Origin of the sequence: Caballeronia sp. INML3B (assembly GCF_023631305.1) — a bacterium.
In the GTDB taxonomy this organism is placed as follows: domain Bacteria; phylum Pseudomonadota; class Gammaproteobacteria; order Burkholderiales; family Burkholderiaceae; genus Caballeronia; species Caballeronia turbans.
In genome coordinates this window covers 63,386-81,736 of record NZ_JALQDI010000040.1, presented here as the reverse complement: position 1 = coordinate 81,736, position 18,351 = coordinate 63,386, and the positions used below count along the sequence as shown (strand labels likewise).

The window sequence follows — 18,351 nt, the reverse complement described above, 5'->3', positions numbered from 1 at the left end:
TCAGGAACGAGCGGAAGAATCGAAGGATGCGCGGCAAGCGCCGCGCGCCCATAAAGTTTCTGGCGTCGGCATGGTGCTTGCGTCTATCCAGATACACACGCCGACAATGCCGAGGACGCCATGCATCAGTCGATCGAATCGCACGAACTGACGAAGATCGATATAGCGCGCTTTCAGGTCGTGCAAGTCTCGGATGGCACTTTCACGGTCGTACTGTGGGAAGCCCCCGACACCGACGCGGATGATCCGCCCGCGCTGCGTCCGCAGGCGTCGACACTCACCATTCGACTGTGCGATCCGCTCAATGCAGTGCGCCGAAAAGATGTCTGCGAACATTTGCGGGCGCAGCTTGCGGCGTCGCGGGCCAGGCAAATGCATAGCTTGGCCGCCGCGTAATCCCATTGTTTGAGATCGGCGAAAACTCAATTGGCTTTTCGTGCGATTAAAAAACAGCTCAGTCCTTCTACACTCCGTTCGCATGTCGGGAGCGTTTTGTAGCGAACAACGCGCCTCTCCGATTGCAGTTGTTACTGTCAGACAACTGCATCCTTATTTTCGACGGAGCAATCTCGTGAACAAGCGACTCGTAGTGGGCTTTGCTATTGCATTGAGTTCTCTTTTCGCCGGTTCGGCATTCGCAAGCGGCTATGGCCCGGCGCCGCATTATCGTCCCGATACCGGCGCGCCTGCTTCACAGCGTGGCGTCAGCGCGCAAACGTTCGCGGCGGAAGAAGCCGCGCAAGGTCGCAGTGATTTCGGCAATACGGAACGCACCGCACAGATTCAACGGGGACAGGTTTCCGCATCGGCTTCTTCTCAAGCCGCGCAATAAGATCAATCGGGCGGACATGATGATTCGATTCGCCGTGTCCGCTTCTAAAAACCCTTAATCGCTTTATCCAGAAAAGTCCAAAGCGCATCATCCAGAGAATACGGGACGTTGAAACGAAAGCACGCGCTTTCTGCATCATCGGGACGGAAATAAGAACCGGGCGCGAGCCATATGCCGTGCTGCAACGCGCGCGTTGCGACTGCGCTTCCGTCTGCGGGATCGATCGGCAACGCACCCCACACGAAAAGTCCCGCACGCGGACGCCGGAACAGCTCGACGCCCAATGCGTCCATGCGCTCCTCCACGAGCGCATGCGCGTCTTTCAGCTTTTCCACGACGAATTCCACATGCCGCGCATAGCGCCCTTCCGTCAGCACTTTCTCGACGATGCGCTCCGTCGCCTCCGATGACGTCAGGCCCACGGCCATCTTCGTGCGCGCCAGTTCGCGCAACACATCGCGTTCAGCGACGACATAGCCGCAGCGCAGCGCGGGCGTGATCGTTTTCGCGAAACCGCCGACGTACAGCACGCGGCTCAGCCCTTCCATCGCCGCGAGCAAGGGCGCGCCGGGCGGCGCGAGCTCGCGGTTCACATCGTCCTCGACGACCCACAGGCCGTGGCGTTCCGCGATCTGCATCAGACGAAACGCCGACGCCATGCCGAACGTCGCGCCCGTCGGATTCTGCAAGGTCGTGTTGAGGAACACCGCTTTCGGCCGATGCTCGACGACGATGCGCTCGAACACGTCTGTATCGATGCCCGCGGCCGTGCGCGGCACGCCATGCACCTTAAGACCGGCGAGCCGCAGAATCTGCAGCAGATTGCAGTAGCCCGGATCTTCGACGACGACCGCATCGCCCGGACGCAATAACGTGCGCACGATGAGATCGAGCGCCTGCGTCGCGCCCGCCGTCAACAGCACGTTCGTCGCGGCATCGACCGGCAGGCCGTGACGGTCCATCTGCTCCGCGATCCGCTCGCGCAGCGGTGCGAAGCCATACGGATGCCCGTAATCCGCGATGCGCGCCGCCGGCACGCGACTCACCGCGCGCAGCGCATGTTGCAGGCCGCTCTCGTTGACCCATTCGTTAGGCAGCCAGCCGCAGCCTGATTTGATCGGCACCGAATGATCGGCGAATACGTCCGAGAGAAGCCACGTCGCGGTGAGGCTCGGCGGCTGCCAGGCGACCGCCTGCACGCGTTCGCTGCGCCCGCGCGCGGCCACGCGATAGCCCGAGCCGCGCCGCGCGGTGACGAGGCCCATCGATACGAGCCTGCCGTACGCCTCCGTCACCGTGAACGTGCTGAGGCTTTCAGCCTCGGCGAGACGCCGCACCGACGGCAGGAGCGCGCCCGCGCGCAGCGTCTGCTCTTCGATCGCCGTGGAAAACGCGTGCACAAGTTGTTCGACGAGCGTCGGCGCCTGCCGCGTGCCGCGCTCCAGCTTGAGTTCGATCATGGATTCGAGAATAGCGCGGCCGACGCGCGCCAACCAATACAGTCCGCAGCATTTTGCCAGCACAGTTGGCAGCGCAGTGATTCAACTGTCTATGCCGTGCAATTTTGCCGAGGAATACAGTGCAGTGACCGTTCTTTCCGAGGAGGAGACCCGCCATGAATGCTCGCCCCGTCATCGATGACCTTTCGTCGTTCTGGATGCCGTTCACCGCCAATCGCCAGTTCAAGGCCGCGCCGCGCCTGCTCGAAAGTGCGAAGGGCATGTATTACCGCTCGACCGACGGCCGCGAAGTGCTCGACGGCACGGCGGGCCTCTGGTGCGTGAACGCAGGCCATTGCCGGGACGAGATCGTCGATGCGGTGCATAAGGCGCTTTCGACGCTCGACTTCGCGCCGACCTTCCAGATGGGTCACCCGCTCGCATTCGAAGCCGCGACCAGGGTTGCCGATCTGATGCCCGAAGGACTCGACCGCATCTTCTTCACCAACTCGGGCTCGGAGTCGGTCGATACGGCGCTCAAGATCGCGCTCGCCTATCATCGCGCGCGCGGCGAAGGCCAGCGCACGCGACTCATCGGCCGGGAACGCGGCTATCACGGCGTCGGCTTCGGGGGGATTTCGGTCGGCGGCATCGCGCCGAATCGCAAGACGTTCTCGGGCGCGCTGTTGCCGTCGGTCGATCATCTGCCGCATACACACGATCTCGCGCACAACGCGTTCACGAAAGGGCAGCCCACATGGGGCGAGCATCTTGCCGAGGATCTGGAACGCATCGTCGCGCTGCACGATCCGTCGACGATCGCGGCCGTGATCGTCGAGCCGCTCGCCGGTTCCACGGGCGTGCTCGTGCCGCCGCAGGGCTACTTGCAGAAGCTGCGCGAGATCTGCACGAAATACGGCATTCTTCTGATTTTCGATGAGGTCATCACCGGCTTCGGGCGTCTGGGCAAGGCGACGGCGAGCGAGTACTTCGGCGTGACGCCCGATCTCATCACGATGGCCAAGGCGATCAACAACGCGACCATTCCGATGGGCGCTGTGGCCGCGCATCGCAACGTGCACGACACGGTCGTCAACGCGGGCGCCGCTAACGCCATCGAACTGTTCCACGGCTATACGTATTCAGCGCACCCGGTTGCGACTGCCGCGGCCATCGCGACGCTCGATCTGTATCGGCGCGACAAGCTGTTCGAGCGCGCGGCGTCGAAGGCCGAAAAGTTCGAAAGCGCCGCGCACGCGTTGCGCGATGCGCCCTTCGTGAAGGACATCCGCAATCTCGGGCTCGTCGCGGGCATCGAGCTCGATTCCCGCGACGGCGCGCCGGGCGCGCGTGCGTATGAAGTCTTCGTCAAGTGCTTCGAGGCGGGCGTGCTCGTGCGCTATACGGGCGATATCCTCGCGTTCTCGCCGCCGCTCATCATCGAAGACGATCAGATCGACCAGATCTTCGGCACGGTGAGGAAGGCGCTGGAAAGCGTGAAATAAGCGGCTTTCTCGTCGAGCCGACAGCCCGGTTCCTCGCGACGAGGCACCGGGCTTTTTTCTTTCATCGCTCCATGACGAGCAACGTCGATGTCGCCGATGCGAACAATCTGCCGCTCGCATCCCTCAAGGTCGCTTCGGCGAACGCGGCGCGGCGTCCGATCGACAGCACGCGACCCTCCGCGCGCAGCAAACCCGTATCGCGCGTGAGCGCCTTGTGATACGCGACCTTCAACTCGAGCGTCGTATAGGCTTGCGTCGCGGTCAGGCACGAATGCACCGAGCAGCCGCACGCGGAATCGAGCAGCGTCGCCGCATAGCCGCCGTGCACGGTGCCGATCGGGTTATACGCGTGATCGCCGGGCACGCCCACGAACACCGCCCTGCCCGCCTCCACTTCGATGAACTCGAAATCCAGCGACACCATGATGCCCGGCTTGCGTGCGCACGCGATCAGCTTGCGCAGTTGCGCGAGGCCGTCGAGGCCGGCGGCGGTTTCTTCGATCAGGCTCATTTCGTCGTCTCCGTTTTTTCGCTGGCGGTCTTGATTACGTCGTCGTCGCCGGTCACGCTCCAGCCGCCGCCCAGCGAGCGATAAAGCGCCACCGCCGCGAGCGCGTGTTCGCGTTTCGATTGATTCAGCGCATCGGCGTCGCGCAGATAGGATTGCTGGGCGTCGAGCACATCGAGAAAACTGGCCGCGCCGCCCTTGTACAACTGCGTCGAGAGCGTCAGCGACTGGCCCGATGCAGAGAGCGCATCGGTCAGGCGCGCGGTCGATTCGGTCGTGCTGACGAGATCGCTGCGCGTATCCTCGACATCCTTCAGGGCTTCGAGCATCGTCTGACGCAGACGCAGTTCCGATTCACGCATCTTGCTCTGGTTCTGCTCGATCTGCGCCGTGATGCGCCCGGCGTTGAAGATCGGGCTCGTCGCGTTGAGCGCGGCCGAGAACAGGTTGTCAGTCAGCGTCGGCAAGCCGAGATACGACGATGCGAGCAAGCCATCCGACAGTCGAAGCGAAAACTTCGGATAGCGCTCCGCACGCGCGACCCCGACTTCCGCCGCGCGCTGCTGCACGGTCGCGTACGCGACGAGCACATCGGGACGGCGCAACAACGCTTCGGACGGCAACATCTGCGGCGCGCCGCTCGCGGGCACCGGAATGACGGGCGCCGCGCCCGGATTCGCGAGCATCAGCTTGTCGATGGATTCCGGCGTGCGTCCCGAATACACCGCGATCAGGCTCAACTGATGCTGAATCGTCGCCTGCGTGCGCGGTACGCGCGATTGCAGATCGCTCAACTGATTCTGCGCCCGCGCGACATCGAGCTTCGTCGAGAGACCGTATTGCAGACGACGTTGCGTGAGCTTCAACGCGCGCTCGCGAATCTCCAGGTTGTCTTGCAGGATCTTCAGTTCGGCTTGCGCCCAGCGCAGATCGACATACGCGGCGGCCGTGTCGGCGGCGAGCGCGAGCCTGATGTGATCGGCCGCGTGTTCACGCCCGACGAGCTGCGCCTGCGATGCGAGCAATTCCAGGCGCTCGCCGCCGAACACATCGGGCGTCCAGCTCAACGTCAGGCCGAAGCCCGCCTGCTTCACATAGCCGAGCGGCGGCGGCGTGTTCTGGCGCGAGTACGATCCGCCCGCGCCCGCATCCAGTTGCGGCAGCAAGGCCGCGCGCCGTTGCGTCGTGAGCGCCTCCGCCTGCTTCACGCGCTCGACCGCCGCCTGAACATCGAGGTTGTCGTTCAACACCGACGCGACCAGTTCATGCATGACCGGATCGTTGAACTGATTCCACCATGTAGCGGGATCGACGGCCTGTTTCGGCACATCGACACTCCAGTCCGCGGGCGCGGTCGCGTTCACGGTCGCGGGAAGATCGGCGTGCGTCTCGGGCTGCACGGCGCACGCGGCGAGCGTCAGACATGTCACGCCTGCAAGTATGTGGGCGAGAAGTTTCTTCATGATCGAAGCATCCGGTTCAATGCGCATCCGAGGAAGGCGGCGCGCTCGTGATCGGCTTGGCGAACATCACCGTCATCAGGCCGAAAAGAAAGCACAGGGCGAGCACGTAGAAGCAATCGGCGAAGGTCAGCACGAGGGCTTCGCGCATCACGAGCGCATGCAGCGATGCCAGACCCGCCTGCGACGCATTCAGCGCATCGCCCGCGACGGATGCCAGATGCGCGGAGCTGCGCGAGAGCAGATCGTCGATGACAGGCCTGCCGATCGTCACGTTCTCATTCAGGCGCAGGTAATGCAGGTTGAGGCGATCGTTGAGCATCGTCGCGCTCACCGCGATGCCGATCGCGCCGCCGAGATTGCGCATCAGATTGAAGAGCCCGCTCGCCGACTTGAGCCGCGACGGCGGCAGCGAACCGAGGGCCATCGTCACGATGGGCGGCACCGCGAATTGCTGACCGATGCCGCGCAGTGCCTGAGGAAGAAGGAACTGTTGCCAGCCCCAGTCGTGCGTCAGCGGCGTATAGAAGTAACAGCCCGCGCCAAAGCAGAGCAGCCCGAATGCGAGCAGCACGCGCATGTCGATGAAACGCGACGCGAAACCGTACACGCCGATGGAAAGCAACTGGAAGCAGCCGACCGACAGCAGCGCGAGACCGGTATCCAGCGAATCGAAGCCCCGCACGCGGGCGAGAAACACCGGCGTCAGGAACACCGACACGAAGATGCCGATGCCCGTCACGAACGACAGCACACTGCCGATCGCGAAGTTGCGCACGGCGAGCGCACGCAGATCGACGATCGGGTCCTTCGCCGTGAATGCATGCACGAGGAACAGGAATCCGCAGATCGCCGAAATCCACGTACACGCGATGATCACCTCATCGCCGAACCAGTTCTTGCGCGGCCCTTCCTCGAGCACGTATTCCAGACAGCCGAGAAAGCCCGACATCAACACGATGCCGAGATAGTCGCCTTTTTTCAGCAGCGAAAGATCGGGCGCATCGACATGCACGTACTTCGGCACGAGCAGCGCGACGACGAGACCCGGCACGACGTTCAGATAGAAGAGCCAGTGCCACGACCATTGATCGGTGATCCATCCGCCGATCACGGGTCCGATCGCGGGCGCGAGCGACGCCAGCGCGCCGATCGTGGTCGATGCAATCAATCGCTGCTTGCCGGGAAAGAGCACGAACGCGGTCGTGAACACGGTCGGGATCATCGCGGCGCCGAGCGCGCCTTGCAGGCCGCGAAAGAGGATCATCGAGTTGATGTCCCAGGCCATGCCGCACAGCATGCTCGTGATCGTGAAGCCGACCGCCGAGGCAACGAAGAGCCAGCGCGTGGAGAACACTTTCGAGAGCCAGCCCGACATCGGAATGACGAGAATTTCCGCGATCAGATACGACGTCTGCACCCAGGACAGCTCATCCTGGCTCGCGGACAAGCCGCCGCCGATATCCTTCAGCGACGAGGCCACGATCTGAATATCCAGCGTCGCCATGAAGAAGCCGAGGCACATCAGCGCGAACGCGAACACGCGCTGTTTTATCGGCTGGCTCGCGGGATCGGAGGGAATGGTGTGGGTCATCGCCGCGCTCCTCAGCCGTTCGACTGCTTGCCGAGATGAACCTTGACGGTCGCCGAAAGGCCGGGACGCAGGACCGATTCCATGCCCTTCGGCACATCGAGACGGATGCGCACGGGCACGCGCTGCACGATCTTCGTGAAGTTGCCGGTTGCATTCTCCGCCGGCAACACACTGAAGGTGGCGCCCGTGGCAGGCGCGAGACTGTCGACGTGGCCGGTGAGCGGCACGCTCGATGCGTCCAGCTCGATGTCCGCTTCGTCGCCCGCGCGCATCTTCTTCAGCTGGTCTTCCTTGAAGTTCGCATCGACCCAAAGGCCGCTGGAAGGCACGATGGTCAGGAGCGAAGTACCGACGTTCGCGAGCACGCCCACGCGCGCCGTGCGATTGCCGACGTAGCCATCGACGGGCGAGCGGATCGTCGTGTACTCGACATTCAGTTGCGCGACGCGGCGTGCCGCTTCGGCCGTCGCAACGCGCGCCTGGGCATCCGCGATCTGCGCTTCGATCACGCTCGACTGGCGCTTGGCCGCCACCAGCGACGCGCCGCTTCGATCCACCGCCGCCTGCGCCTTCGTATAGTCGGCGTCCGCGCGTTCGACGATCTGGTTCGACACCGCATCGTCCTTCACGAGCTCGCGATAACGCGAGCGATCCTGTGCGCTGCGCGTGAGTTCCGCCGACGAAGCGCGCACTTCCGCCTGCTGCTGGTTGATGACGGCCGCCTGCAACGCATCCTTCGCCTGCAACTCGATCACCGCCGCACGCGCGCCCGCCAATTCGGCGTCGGCTTGCGCGAGGCGTGCGTCGTAGTCGCGCGCATCGAGGCGGATCAGCACCTGTCCGGCCTTCACGCGCTGGTTGTCCTGCACGAGCACATCGGTGACGAAGCCGTTGACCTTCGGCGCGAGCACCGTGACATCGCCGCCCACGTAGGCATCGTCGGTCGTCTGAACGAAGCGCAGCACGAGCGCCCACCAGGTCGCCGCGGCGATCAGCGCGAGCCCGACCAGCCCGAGCGCGAGCAGCATCCAGGGAATCTTGCGCGCCGGCCGCGCGAGGGCCGGCGCCGCGACCGATGGAATATTCGTCGTAGGTGTCGTCATTTGTGGTTATAGTGCATATGCACAATCTGAATTGAAGAAAGGGCAAATCCGCTGCCCGTCATAGCCCGGAAGACTAGATGTGCATATGCACCACGTCAACCGTCACGGCGCGCACGAATGAATAACGCTGGCGGAAAGAATCGCGGCGAGCCTTGCGTCACAAGGCTTGCAGGCCAGTTTTTGGCTCGCCGGACAGCACGCCTTCGTCGGCGCAAAAGCGCACCGCATGCTCGACGAACGCGCGCACCTTGGCCGGCAGGAGCGCGCGCGTGCTGTAGGCGATGCGAATCTCGATGGCGGAATCGACGCGCTCATACGCGTCGAGCAGCGTGACGAGCCGCCCCGCCCCGACTTCCTGCGCGATGAGCGCCGTCGGCAACACGCCGATGCCGAATCCCTGCAGCACCATCTCGCGATTGAACACCGCGCTGTTCGACGCGATGTCGTGATCGAGCGGCACGCGCAATTCCTCGCCGCCGATGCGAAACGTGAGCGCGGGCTTGCGGATCGACGGCGACATCGGCACGAACACATGATCGACGAGTTCGGACGGGTGACGCGGCGCGGGACGCTGCGCGAGATACGCGGGACTCGCGACGAGGACGAGCGGAATGGTTTCGAGCAGGCGCGTGACGGCCGTATCGGTGGAGAGCATGAACGGCAGCACGATCGCGAGATCGTAGCCCTCGCCGACGAGATCGATGGGCCGCTCTGTCAGCGTCACGTCGAGGCGCACCTGCGGATGCGCGCGCCGGAAACTCGCGACGAGCGGCGCATAGCGGCTCGTCATCACCGTCGTGTGCGCCACGAGCCGCAACAGCCCCGTCGCCTCGCTCGCGCGGTTCGATGCGCGCTCTTCCATCGCCTGGAGTTCGTCGAGCAGGCGCGAGCAGTCGGAGAAGAAGCGTTCCGCGGTCTCGGTCAATGAAATCTGCCGCGTCGTGCGATTGAAAAGCCGGCTGCCGAGTCGCTCTTCGAGGCCCGCGATCGCGCGCGACACGACGGGCGGCGACAAGCCGAGTATGTCGGCCGCACGCGCGAAGCTCTTCGCTTCGACCACCGTGCAAAACACCTTCAGGCTCGTCAGATAGTCCATGTGCGTGATCGTGATGCGCGCGCAGAGCCTCGATCATGGCATGAAGCGGCTGCCTTCGCACGATGAGACGATCGCGCGGCTTAACGAGCCGCGCGAGCATTCACGCGAAAGACGCATGCGCCTAAAGTTCGATCCATGCCATCGCGATGGCCAACCACTGAACGAAGGAGCACACCATGTCACGTCTATCCCAGATCAACGTCAACGAAGCAACGGGCGCTACCGCCGACCTTTTCGCCGCCATCAAGAAGGCCGCCGGCCGCGTGCCGAATGCTTACGCGACCATCGGCACGCACAGCCCCGCCGCGCTCGGCGCCGCGCTCAACGGCGATGCGATTCTCGCGAAGAGCAGCCTCGACAAGGCCGACGTCGAAGCGATCAAGCTCGCCGTCAGCGAACTCGTGGGTTGTGACTACTGTGCCGCCGCGCACACTGTCGTCGGCAAGATGGTCGGGCTCTCGCAACGGGAAACGCAGCAGATCCGCGCGGGCGAAGCGACCGGCAATGCGAAGCGCGACGCGCTCGTGCGCTTCGTGCGGCACGTCGCGGGTTCCACCGGCACGGTCGATGCGGCGCGTCTGAATGAAGTGCGCGAAGCGGGCTACACGGAGGCGCAAGTCATCGACACGCTGTTCGCGATGAGCGTCATCAACTTCACGAACCTCGTGAATCGCGTGAACGACACGACGCTCGACTTCCCGGCGCTCGTCTGAGCTACGCCGAGCCCTTGGTCAACCGGTCGATGACGGAACTCACGAGATCGACCGGCACCGGAAAGATGATCGTCGAGTTCTTGTCGCCGGCGATCGACGTCAGGGTTTGCAGATAGCGCAGTTGCATCGCCTGCGGCGCCTGCGCGAGCATCTGCGCGGCCTGCAAGAGCTTTTCGGACGCCTGCAACTCCCCTTCCGCATGAATGATCTTCGCGCGGCGCTCGCGCTCCGCTTCGGCCTGTCGGGCGATCGCGCGGATCATCGTCTCGTTGATGTCGACGTCTTTGATCTCGACGTTCGATACCTTGATGCCCCACGCGTCGGTCTGCGAATCGAGCACACGCTGAATGTCGGCGTTGAGGCGCTCGCGCTCGGACAGCAGTTCGTCTAGCTCGTGCTTGCCGAGGATCGCGCGCAGCGTGGTCTGCGCGAGCTGGCTCGTCGCTTCGAGAAAGCGGGCGACCTGGATCACCGCCTTCTCCGGATCGACGACACGAAAGTACACGACCGCATTCACTTTCACCGAGACGTTGTCGCGCGTGATGACGTCCTGCGGCGGCACGTCGAACACGACGGTGCGCAAGTCCATGCGCACGACCTGCTGCACGACCGGAATGATCAGCACGAGCCCCGGTCCTTTCACTTTCCAGAAGCGGCCGAGCATGAACACGACGCCGCGCTCGTACTCGCGAAAGATGCGCACCGCCGATGCGACGATGAAGATGACGAACGCAATCAGGATGCCGCTGAAACCAAAGGTAAGCCCCATTTTCCAAGCCTCTTCGTCGATGTGTTCAGGAATGACCGGCCTCGCGTTCGCCGTCGATCGGCTCGACGGTCAGCGTCAGGCCTTGACGCGAGATCACGCGCACGCGCGCGCCTTCGTGCGGCAACGCCCGCGACGCGGCCGGCTGCACGCGCCATCGTTCGCCCCGCACGCGCGCCCAGCCGCTTTCGGACTCGTGCGCCAGCATCACGCCGATGCTGCCGAGCATCGCTTCGCCGCCGCTCACGACAGGCCGCTTGCGCGCCCGCAACGCGACGCCCGACACGGTGAAAACGAACAGCGCCGTGAAAAGCGCGAGCCCGATGACGACGCCGATGGGAATGCCGAAGCCCGGCACGTCCGTATCGATCAGCATGAGCGCGCCGATCGCGAACGCGATGACGCCGCCGATGCCGAGCGAGCCGAACGTCGGCAGAAACATTTCCGCGACCAGAAAGCCCATGCCGAGCACGATCAAGCCGAGTCCGACGAAACTGATCGGCAATAGTTGCAGAGCAAACAATCCGACGAGCAGGCAGATCGCGCCCGCCACGCCCGGCAGCACCATGCCGGGATTCGCGAACTCGAAGAAGAGCCCGTACATGCCGATCATCATCAGAATCAGCGCGACGCTCGGGTCCGTGATCGTCGCGAGAAAGCGGCTGCGCCAGTCGGGTTGCACGACGACGAGCGGCGCGTGTTTCGTCGCGAGAACGTGATCGCCGCTCACGGTTTTGACACGACGGCCGTCGAGCTTGGCGAGCAGGTCGGGAACATCGTTGGCGGTGAGGTCGATGACGTTCTGCGCCAGCGCTTCCGTCGCCGACAGCGCGACCGCCTCGCGCACCGCGCGCTCCGCCCATTGCGCGTTGCGTCCGCGCAGTTGCGCGAGGCCGCGGATGTAGGCGGCGGCGTCCTGCATCTGCTTGCGGGTTTCGGTCGATTGCCCGGCGGGTTCGGCGCGTGCGCCCGATGCGGCCTTGCCCGTGCCCGCCGGCTCGCGCTCCGGTCCGCCCAAGCCGAGCTGCACCGGCGACGCCGCGCCGAGGTTCGTGCCCGGCGCCATCGCCGCGACGTGGCTCGCGTAGGTGATGTACGTGCCGGCGCTCGCCGCACGCGCACCGCTCGGCGCAATGAACGCGGCCACCGGCACCGGGGACGCAAGGATCGCCTGGATGATCGAGCGCATCGAGAGATCGAGCCCGCCCGGCGTATCGAGTTCCAGCACGGCGAGCTGCGCGCGCTCGTCCGCTGCCCGGGCAAGCGCGCGCACGACGAAATCCGCGCTAGCCGGGCCGATCGCACCCTTCAGCGGAATCACGACGACCGGCGCGGTCGCGGCGGCGGGCGCGCTCATCGGCGCGAGTGCAAACCCGATCAGCAACAGCGCGCAGCGTGCGCAAGTCCACAGCCAGTCGGCGAGGTTCGTTCTCATCGGCGAAAACCGGGCGCGCGCGTGCGCGGCGGTTCCTCGTTTGGTCTCTCTTTTAGCTTAGGTCAATTGCGAAATCACGGCCGCCGTGTCGTGCGATCGATGACTTTTTCGACATCGGCCGTCTCACCGAGTGCCGACACGAAGCGCGCCGTGTCGAAATCGCGCGACACGCAGCCGTCGAGATAGATGAAGCGGCGCTGCAGCGTGAGCCAGAGGCTCGTCTTCTCGCGCCATTGCAGCGACGCGTTCAGCGAATTCAGGCGGCGCGTCACGCTTTCGGCGATCTCCTTGTCGTAGAGATAGCTGTTCGAAAGGCGGCAGCGGCCCGCGATCCAGCAGCTATTGCCGCGCTCGATCCGGTAATGCGCTTCCTCCAGCCATTCGTGCGGGGTTTCGAACGGGCCGCGCGGCGCGGCGCAATCGGCGATGGCGCTCGATACGTGCAGGAAGGGATCGTTGCCGCGATTCTCGCGTTCGTCGTCGGCGGCGCACGTGAGCGACGACGCCGCCAGCACGACGATGAACGCGAGCGTTTTTCTCTCTGAAAGCATTCGGACCATCGTGCGCGCCTTGCATCGAGCCATCGTCCAGACAGCATAGTTCATGGAATCGGAACGAACCGGCGCGCGGGAAGCCGGTAAACTCAGGAGGCGGCGCATCGCCCATTTCTCGCACCGAGACCGACATGAAACAGGCACTCCACCATCTGACGGTCGCGACAGGCTCGCGCGGCCTGCACGAAGTCACCCGCGACATCGACCGCTGGATCGATCTTCAGGACATTCGCACCGGCCTGCTCACGCTGTTTTGCCGGCATACGTCGGCATCGCTGCTGATTCAGGAGAACGCCGATCCCGACGTGCGCGCGGACCTCGAGCGCTACTTCGAGGCGGTGGCGCCCGAAGCGCCCGGCCGCTACGTGCACGACACCGAAGGCCCCGACGACATGCCCGCGCACCTGCGCACCGCCCTCACCTCCGTGCAGCTTTCGATTCCCGTCGAGGCGGGCCGCATGGTGCTCGGCACGTGGCAAGGCATCTACATCTTCGAGCATCGGACGGCGCAGCATCAGCGCGAGCTCGTCTTGCATCTGATCGGCGAGTGACCTAATATACGCACCGCGTATATTCAGGGAGCGGTGACGGTGACTCAGGACCTTCAGCAGCAGACGATTCTTCGTGACGCCATGCGGCGTCTGAACATGACCCGCGATGCCTTCGCGTCGCGCATCGGCGTGACACGGCGGGCGCTCGATACGTGGCTGCTGCCGGACGAATCGCCGGAATCGCGGGCGATGCCGGAAATTGCGGCGCGCTATGTCGGCGAGATTCTGGGCGGCATGCCGGAAGCGGGTACATATACGCAAAGCGCATATCAGACAATCGAATTCGAAGGCCGCCCGCAACTGCTCTCGATCGACCAGTTTTCGCGCGAATCCGCCGAGGCGCTGTTTCGCACGGCCGACATGATGCAGCCCATCGCGCGCCGCAAGAAGATCACGCGCGTACTGGAAGGCGCGGTGCTGGCCAACCTGTTCTTCGAGGCCAGCACGCGCACGCGAGTGAGTTTCGGCGCGGCGTTCGCGCGTCTCGGCGGCTCGGTCTGCGACACCACGGGATTCACGTTTTCGTCGATGGCCAAGGGCGAGTCGATTTACGACACGAGCCGCGTCATCAGCGGTTACGCGGATGCGATCGTCGTGCGGCATCCCGAGCAAGGCTCCGTCGCGGAATTCGCGCGCGCGACGAACATTCCTGTCATCAACGCCGGCGACGGTCCGGGCGAGCATCCCAGCCAGGCGCTGCTCGATCTCTACACGATCCAGCGCGAGTTTTCGCGTCTCGGGAAGATCGTCGATGGCGCGCATATCGCGATGGTCGGTGACCTGAAGTACGGCCGCACCGTGCATTCGCTCGCCAAGCTGCTCTCGCTTTACAAGGGGCTGAAGTTCACGCTCGTCTCGCCGCGTTCGCTCGAAATGCCGGCACATATCGTCGAGCGCATCGCGCGTGGCGATCACGTGATCGAACAAACGAGCGACCTGCGCGCGGGGCTCGCGGGCGCGGACGTCGTGTACGCAACGCGCATTCAGAAAGAGCGTTTCGCCGACGAACCCATCGAAGGTTATACGCCCGATTTTCAGATCAACCAGGCGCTCGTCGATGATGCGTGCGGACGCGATACGCTCATCATGCATCCGCTGCCGCGCGACAGCCGCCCAGGGGCGAACGATCTCGCCACCGATCTGAATCACGACTCGCGCCTCGCCATCTTTCGCCAGACCGACAACGGCATTGCCGTGCGCATGGCGATCTTCGCGGTGCTGCTGGGGGTCGAGCATCAGGTGCGTCATTCGATGCGCGACGCGGCGTGGAAGTCGCCTGCTTCCATCGGCCCGGACGATGCCGTGTTCCCGGGTTTCGATTGATACGTTTTTTACACGCCGCGGCGCTCTCTTAGCGTGACGTTGACGAAACCCGACCTATGCTTCTACACAAGGAAAACGTGATGGAGCAACGGTCATGGATATGTCGCTTGCGTGGGTTGCCAGCCGCGGAACATTACACGATGAAGGGTTCGGCACGTGCCAGCGAGTGCGCGTTCTGGCGCTGGCGCATTTCGCGGATAGCGAGGCGTCGCGGGAGCGCATACGCGCGCTGTTTCATTCGCCGCTTGGCATTTATGTGAGTCAGGCGCAGCGAGAAGGCTGCGAATTGCGACTCGAATTCGATACGGCGAGTGAAGATCTCGCCTTTACGTTGCGCACGCTGAAACGCGTGCTGCCGGAAGCGCGTGTCGAGGGAATCGCGCCGCGCGTGTTCGCGCATCGGGCATGCGCGCGCGGCGGGAGCTGACCACTCATGTTTTCAATCGCTCGATCAGATCAGGATGATCCAAAGTAGACGTGACAAGGCACGAGAGTTCTGATTTGTGGATCGTCTTTTAATCCGAACTCCGAATCATTCGCGTCACTTCATTCTTCTGCAAAGCCTCAAGGCTTTTCTATAGAACGATTAGCCAGCGCGCACGTGTGATCCTGAAGCTCCTCGGACGACGCCCAGTCGCCTGGTTGAACGTGATCGTTGAGCAGAAAGAACGCCGGTGCGCCATCGCTGCGCACAGCGCCCGCGAGCAGCAGCGTCTGTTCGCCCATCGTCTGACCGCGACTGGCGGCGTAGGGCGCGAGCAGCTTGAAGGGATCGACGTGGGTGAGATCGGCATCGTCGATGCGCATCGCGCTGTAGACATGACCGCGCAGTCTCACCGGCAGCGGCTTCCACTCTGTGCCGATGCCCGGCCCCACTTCGCGCAGCGTCTGCGCGACATCGGACGCGAGGCAATCGATATGAATGTGGAACTGATTCTGCGTGCGCCCGCTCGCGGAATTGATTGCAAGCGAAACTTCATCGCGCGGCAACGTCCGGCGCAATGCGCGATCCACATAGCCGCGCGCGTGCCACGCGTCGCGGAAATAGTTCGGCGCATCGGGTTCGAGCAGCGCGGGACTTTCGATGCCGCTCACGCGCGCAGTCGGAATCAGCAGATACTGCGCGACGCCGACGATATCTTTCAACACCGCATAGCCGCCCGCGAGATTTACATCCGCGCATTTCTGCTGAACGTGCGCGCCTTCGGCCGCCGGCTCGCAATAGTCATGGACGATCTCCCACAGCGCGTTCGGGTTCGCCGCGCATGCGAGCGGCAAGCAGAGGACGCCGATTGCGGCGAGACGGCGAAGTCTGATCGTGATTTTCATCGGCATGATCCGGCTGCGCATAACTAGACAGCCTGCCAGATTTTGCTTGCACACATGTGAAAGCACTCGAAATGTGACAAAGCCCCGCATCGCAGGGATGCGGGGCTTTGCGTTCAGGCGCGCCTCAGGCCACTGACGCGCGATTCACCGGATGCGGTTCCTTCAGCTTGTTCGCGACGCGCGCCGCCTCGAAGTAGGACGCGTTCGGCGGACGCTTGAGATATTGACCCGCGCCGCGCTCCGCGCGCAGATCGCCGTTCGCCCACGCGAGCGCGCCGCGCGCGAGCGTGTGCGTCGCGACGCCTTGCACCGTCATGCCTTCGAATACGTTGAAGTCCACCTTCTGATGATGCGTCTTCACGGAGATCGTGCGTGTCGCTGCCGGATCCCACACGACGAGATCCGCGTCCGCACCCACCTGCACCGCGCCTTTTCGCGGATAGAGATTGAAGATCTGCGCGGCATTGGTCGACGTCACGCGCACGAACTCGTTCGGCGTGAGACGCCCCATGTTCACACCGTGATGCCACAGCACCGACATGCGATCCTCTACACCGCCGCAGCCGTTGGGAATCCGGGTGAAGTCCTCGCGACCCATCGCCTTCTGCGATGCGCAGAACACGCAGTGATCGGTCGCGGTCGTGTGCAGTTGGCCGGACTGCAAGCCGCGCCACAACGCCTCGCGATGCTCGCTCGTGCGAAACGGGGGGCTCATCACATGCGCGGCGGCGCGCGTCCAGTCGGGATCGCGATATACCGATTCGTCGATCACGAGATGCCCCGGAAGCACTTCGCCGAACACACGCAGTCCGTCGTTGCGCGCCTTGGCGATCACATCGACGGCATCCTTCGCCGAAACGTGCACGATATAGAGCGGCACGCCGAGCACCTGCGCGATGCGGATCGCACGATTCGCCGCCTCGCCCTCCACTTCGGGCGGACGCGACAAGGGATGCGCCTCCGGTCCCTTGAAGCCCTTGGCCAATAGCTGCTTCTGCAACTGAAAGACGAGCTCGCCGTTTTCCGCGTGCACGGTCGGCAGCGCGCCGAGTTCGAGCGAGCGCGTGAAGCTGTTCACGAGCACTTCATCGTCGGCCATGATTGCGTTCTTGTACGCCATGAAGTGCTTGAAGCTCGACACGCCGTGTTCGTGCACGAGCAGCCCCATCTCGCGGTGCACGGACTCGCCCCACCACGTCACCGCGACGTGAAAGCCGTAGTCCGCCGACGCCTTCTCCGCCCAGCCGCGCCATTCCTTGAATGCGTCCATGAGCGGCTGCTTCGGGCTTGGAATCACGAAGTCGATGATGCTCGTCGTGCCGCCCGAGAGCCCCGCCGCGGTGCCGGTGTAGAAGTCGTCGCTGGCGGTCGTGCCCATGAAGGGCAGTTCCATATGCGTATGCGGATCGATGCCGCCGGGCATGACGTATTGGCCGCCGGCATCGACGATACGCGTGTCCGCGGGCATGTCGAGATCGGTGCCGATGGCGAGGATGGTCCCGCCCGCTTGGGGGTCGGCGCATAGCACGTCGGCGCGGTAGGTGCGGTCTGCGTCGATGATCGTGCCGCCGCGAATCAATGTTGGCATTGTGGTGTCCTCCTTGGCTTTGTTTCGTTCGCTTTGCTTTGCTTTGCTTCGCTGTGCTTTGCGTTCGTGAAATCCTGTGTTCGTGTCGGTCTATTTGCTCTGCCCCTGTGCGGGGCGGCAGTCACTTTCTTTGCTGCTGCAAAGAAAGTAACCAAAGAAAGCAGCTTGTTAGGCCCGCGGTCACACGCAGTTTGGCCACGCGTGCCATGTGATCGTGGGCTGCCTAAGTGTCGCCCTCACAAGACTAATCGGCTTGGCTCGCGCACGGTCTGTCGCCTCGCGTCGCATGGCGGAGCGGTTCAGCACCAAATGGCTCCGGCCCGCTTCGCGGCCGACCGGTCAATCGGGTCCGCTCGTGCTTCCTTACTAGCGCCTCTATCTCACTGCATTGGTTATCCGTTGGTTTCCCTTGCAGACCCGGCGGCAGCGCGTAGCGCTGTGCCGGCGCTATTTCGTGCTGCACCAGTCTCCTTAGAGGGCTAGCTCGTCAGACCGTGTGCGATCCACGCCCGGTTGGGCCTTTGAGGGCGACACTTAGGCAGCCCACGATCACAT

The 18,351-nt window shown here is 63.8% G+C and carries 18 protein-coding genes; 6 read left to right on the top strand and 12 right to left on the bottom strand.

Going from position 1 to position 18,351, the window contains the following annotated elements:
• Nucleotides 1-336, bottom strand: a complete 336-nt coding sequence (locus NCS58_RS15875) for a hypothetical protein (RefSeq protein WP_250477339.1) — start codon at nt 334-336, stop codon at nt 1-3.
• A gap of 235 nt (nt 337-571) precedes the next feature.
• On the opposite strand from NCS58_RS15875, the gene NCS58_RS15870 reads away from it, so the two are divergent.
• Nucleotides 572-832, top strand: coding sequence for a hypothetical protein (locus NCS58_RS15870; protein WP_061116032.1), 261 nt, complete (start codon nt 572-574; stop codon nt 830-832).
• A gap of 44 nt (nt 833-876) precedes the next feature.
• Here the strand turns inward: NCS58_RS15870 and NCS58_RS15865 are convergent, their stop codons facing one another.
• Nucleotides 877-2,292 (bottom strand): PLP-dependent aminotransferase family protein, encoded by a 1,416-nt coding sequence (locus tag NCS58_RS15865; protein ID WP_061116126.1) that lies wholly within the window; start codon nt 2,290-2,292, stop codon nt 877-879.
• Between the two features lie 155 nt (nt 2,293-2,447).
• On the opposite strand from NCS58_RS15865, the gene NCS58_RS15860 reads away from it, so the two are divergent.
• On the top strand, nt 2,448-3,776 hold the full coding sequence (locus tag NCS58_RS15860; protein ID WP_061116033.1) for an aspartate aminotransferase family protein: 1,329 nt from the start codon (nt 2,448-2,450) through the stop codon (nt 3,774-3,776).
• A gap of 61 nt (nt 3,777-3,837) precedes the next feature.
• Here NCS58_RS15860 and NCS58_RS15855 read toward each other — a convergent pair whose 3' ends face one another.
• The 5 genes from NCS58_RS15855 to NCS58_RS15835 all read right to left on the bottom strand — a co-directional run bounded on the left by NCS58_RS15855 (nt 3,838) and on the right by NCS58_RS15835 (nt 9,537).
• The gene (locus NCS58_RS15855) at nt 3,838-4,287 is read right to left on the bottom strand and encodes a PaaI family thioesterase (protein WP_061116034.1); all 450 of its coding nucleotides are present in this window, start codon (nt 4,285-4,287) and stop codon (nt 3,838-3,840) included.
• Nucleotides 4,284-5,747, bottom strand: a complete 1,464-nt coding sequence (locus NCS58_RS15850; protein ID WP_061116127.1) for an efflux transporter outer membrane subunit — start codon at nt 5,745-5,747, stop codon at nt 4,284-4,286. Before NCS58_RS15850 ends, NCS58_RS15855 begins: the two co-directional genes overlap by 4 nt.
• Before the next feature lie 16 nt (nt 5,748-5,763).
• Entirely contained in the window at nt 5,764-7,338 is a 1,575-nt protein-coding gene (locus tag NCS58_RS15845; protein ID WP_061116035.1) for a DHA2 family efflux MFS transporter permease subunit, read from the bottom strand.
• Between the two features lie 11 nt (nt 7,339-7,349).
• Entirely contained in the window at nt 7,350-8,441 is a 1,092-nt protein-coding gene (locus tag NCS58_RS15840; RefSeq protein ID WP_061116036.1) for an HlyD family secretion protein, read from the bottom strand.
• Between the two features lie 157 nt (nt 8,442-8,598).
• Nucleotides 8,599-9,537, bottom strand: a complete 939-nt coding sequence (locus tag NCS58_RS15835) for a LysR family transcriptional regulator (protein ID WP_061116037.1) — start codon at nt 9,535-9,537, stop codon at nt 8,599-8,601.
• A 176-nt stretch (nt 9,538-9,713) separates the two neighbouring features.
• Here NCS58_RS15835 and NCS58_RS15830 point away from each other — a divergent pair, with 176 nt between their 5' ends.
• On the top strand, nt 9,714-10,250 hold the full coding sequence (locus NCS58_RS15830) for a carboxymuconolactone decarboxylase family protein (protein ID WP_061116038.1): 537 nt from the start codon (nt 9,714-9,716) through the stop codon (nt 10,248-10,250).
• Nucleotide 10,251: 1 nt separating this feature from the next.
• Here the strand turns inward: NCS58_RS15830 and NCS58_RS15825 are convergent, their stop codons facing one another.
• The 3 genes from NCS58_RS15825 to NCS58_RS15815 all read right to left on the bottom strand — a co-directional run bounded on the left by NCS58_RS15825 (nt 10,252) and on the right by NCS58_RS15815 (nt 13,011).
• Nucleotides 10,252-11,019 (bottom strand): slipin family protein, encoded by a 768-nt coding sequence (locus tag NCS58_RS15825; RefSeq protein ID WP_061116039.1) that lies wholly within the window; start codon nt 11,017-11,019, stop codon nt 10,252-10,254.
• Nucleotides 11,020-11,044: 25 nt separating this feature from the next.
• On the bottom strand, nt 11,045-12,451 hold the full coding sequence (locus tag NCS58_RS15820; protein ID WP_061116040.1) for a nodulation protein NfeD: 1,407 nt from the start codon (nt 12,449-12,451) through the stop codon (nt 11,045-11,047).
• A gap of 74 nt (nt 12,452-12,525) precedes the next feature.
• Nucleotides 12,526-13,011, bottom strand: a complete 486-nt coding sequence (locus NCS58_RS15815) for a hypothetical protein (protein WP_061116128.1) — start codon at nt 13,009-13,011, stop codon at nt 12,526-12,528.
• Between the two features lie 125 nt (nt 13,012-13,136).
• Between NCS58_RS15815 and NCS58_RS15810 the strand changes: the two genes are divergently transcribed.
• The 3 genes from NCS58_RS15810 (at nt 13,137) to NCS58_RS15800 (ending at nt 15,306) form a co-directional block, all read left to right on the top strand.
• Nucleotides 13,137-13,556 (top strand): secondary thiamine-phosphate synthase enzyme YjbQ, encoded by a 420-nt coding sequence (locus NCS58_RS15810; RefSeq protein ID WP_061116041.1) that lies wholly within the window; start codon nt 13,137-13,139, stop codon nt 13,554-13,556.
• Nucleotides 13,557-13,637: 81 nt separating this feature from the next.
• A complete protein-coding gene (locus NCS58_RS15805) occupies nt 13,638-14,879 on the top strand; it encodes an aspartate carbamoyltransferase (protein ID WP_061116042.1) in 1,242 nt (413 codons plus the stop codon).
• Between the two features lie 94 nt (nt 14,880-14,973).
• Nucleotides 14,974-15,306, top strand: coding sequence for a hypothetical protein (locus tag NCS58_RS15800; protein WP_061116043.1), 333 nt, complete (start codon nt 14,974-14,976; stop codon nt 15,304-15,306).
• 137 nt (nt 15,307-15,443) lie between these two features.
• Here NCS58_RS15800 and NCS58_RS15795 read toward each other — a convergent pair whose 3' ends face one another.
• Together NCS58_RS15795 and hydA are read right to left on the bottom strand one after the other, a co-directional pair.
• Nucleotides 15,444-16,208: a CDP-diacylglycerol diphosphatase gene (locus NCS58_RS15795; RefSeq protein WP_250490432.1), complete on the bottom strand. Its 765-nt coding sequence runs from the start codon at nt 16,206-16,208 to the stop codon at nt 15,444-15,446.
• A 124-nt stretch (nt 16,209-16,332) separates the two neighbouring features.
• Nucleotides 16,333-17,796 (bottom strand): dihydropyrimidinase, encoded by a 1,464-nt coding sequence (hydA, locus tag NCS58_RS15790; protein ID WP_061118159.1) that lies wholly within the window; start codon nt 17,794-17,796, stop codon nt 16,333-16,335.
• Nucleotides 17,797-18,351: the final 555 nt, after the last annotated feature.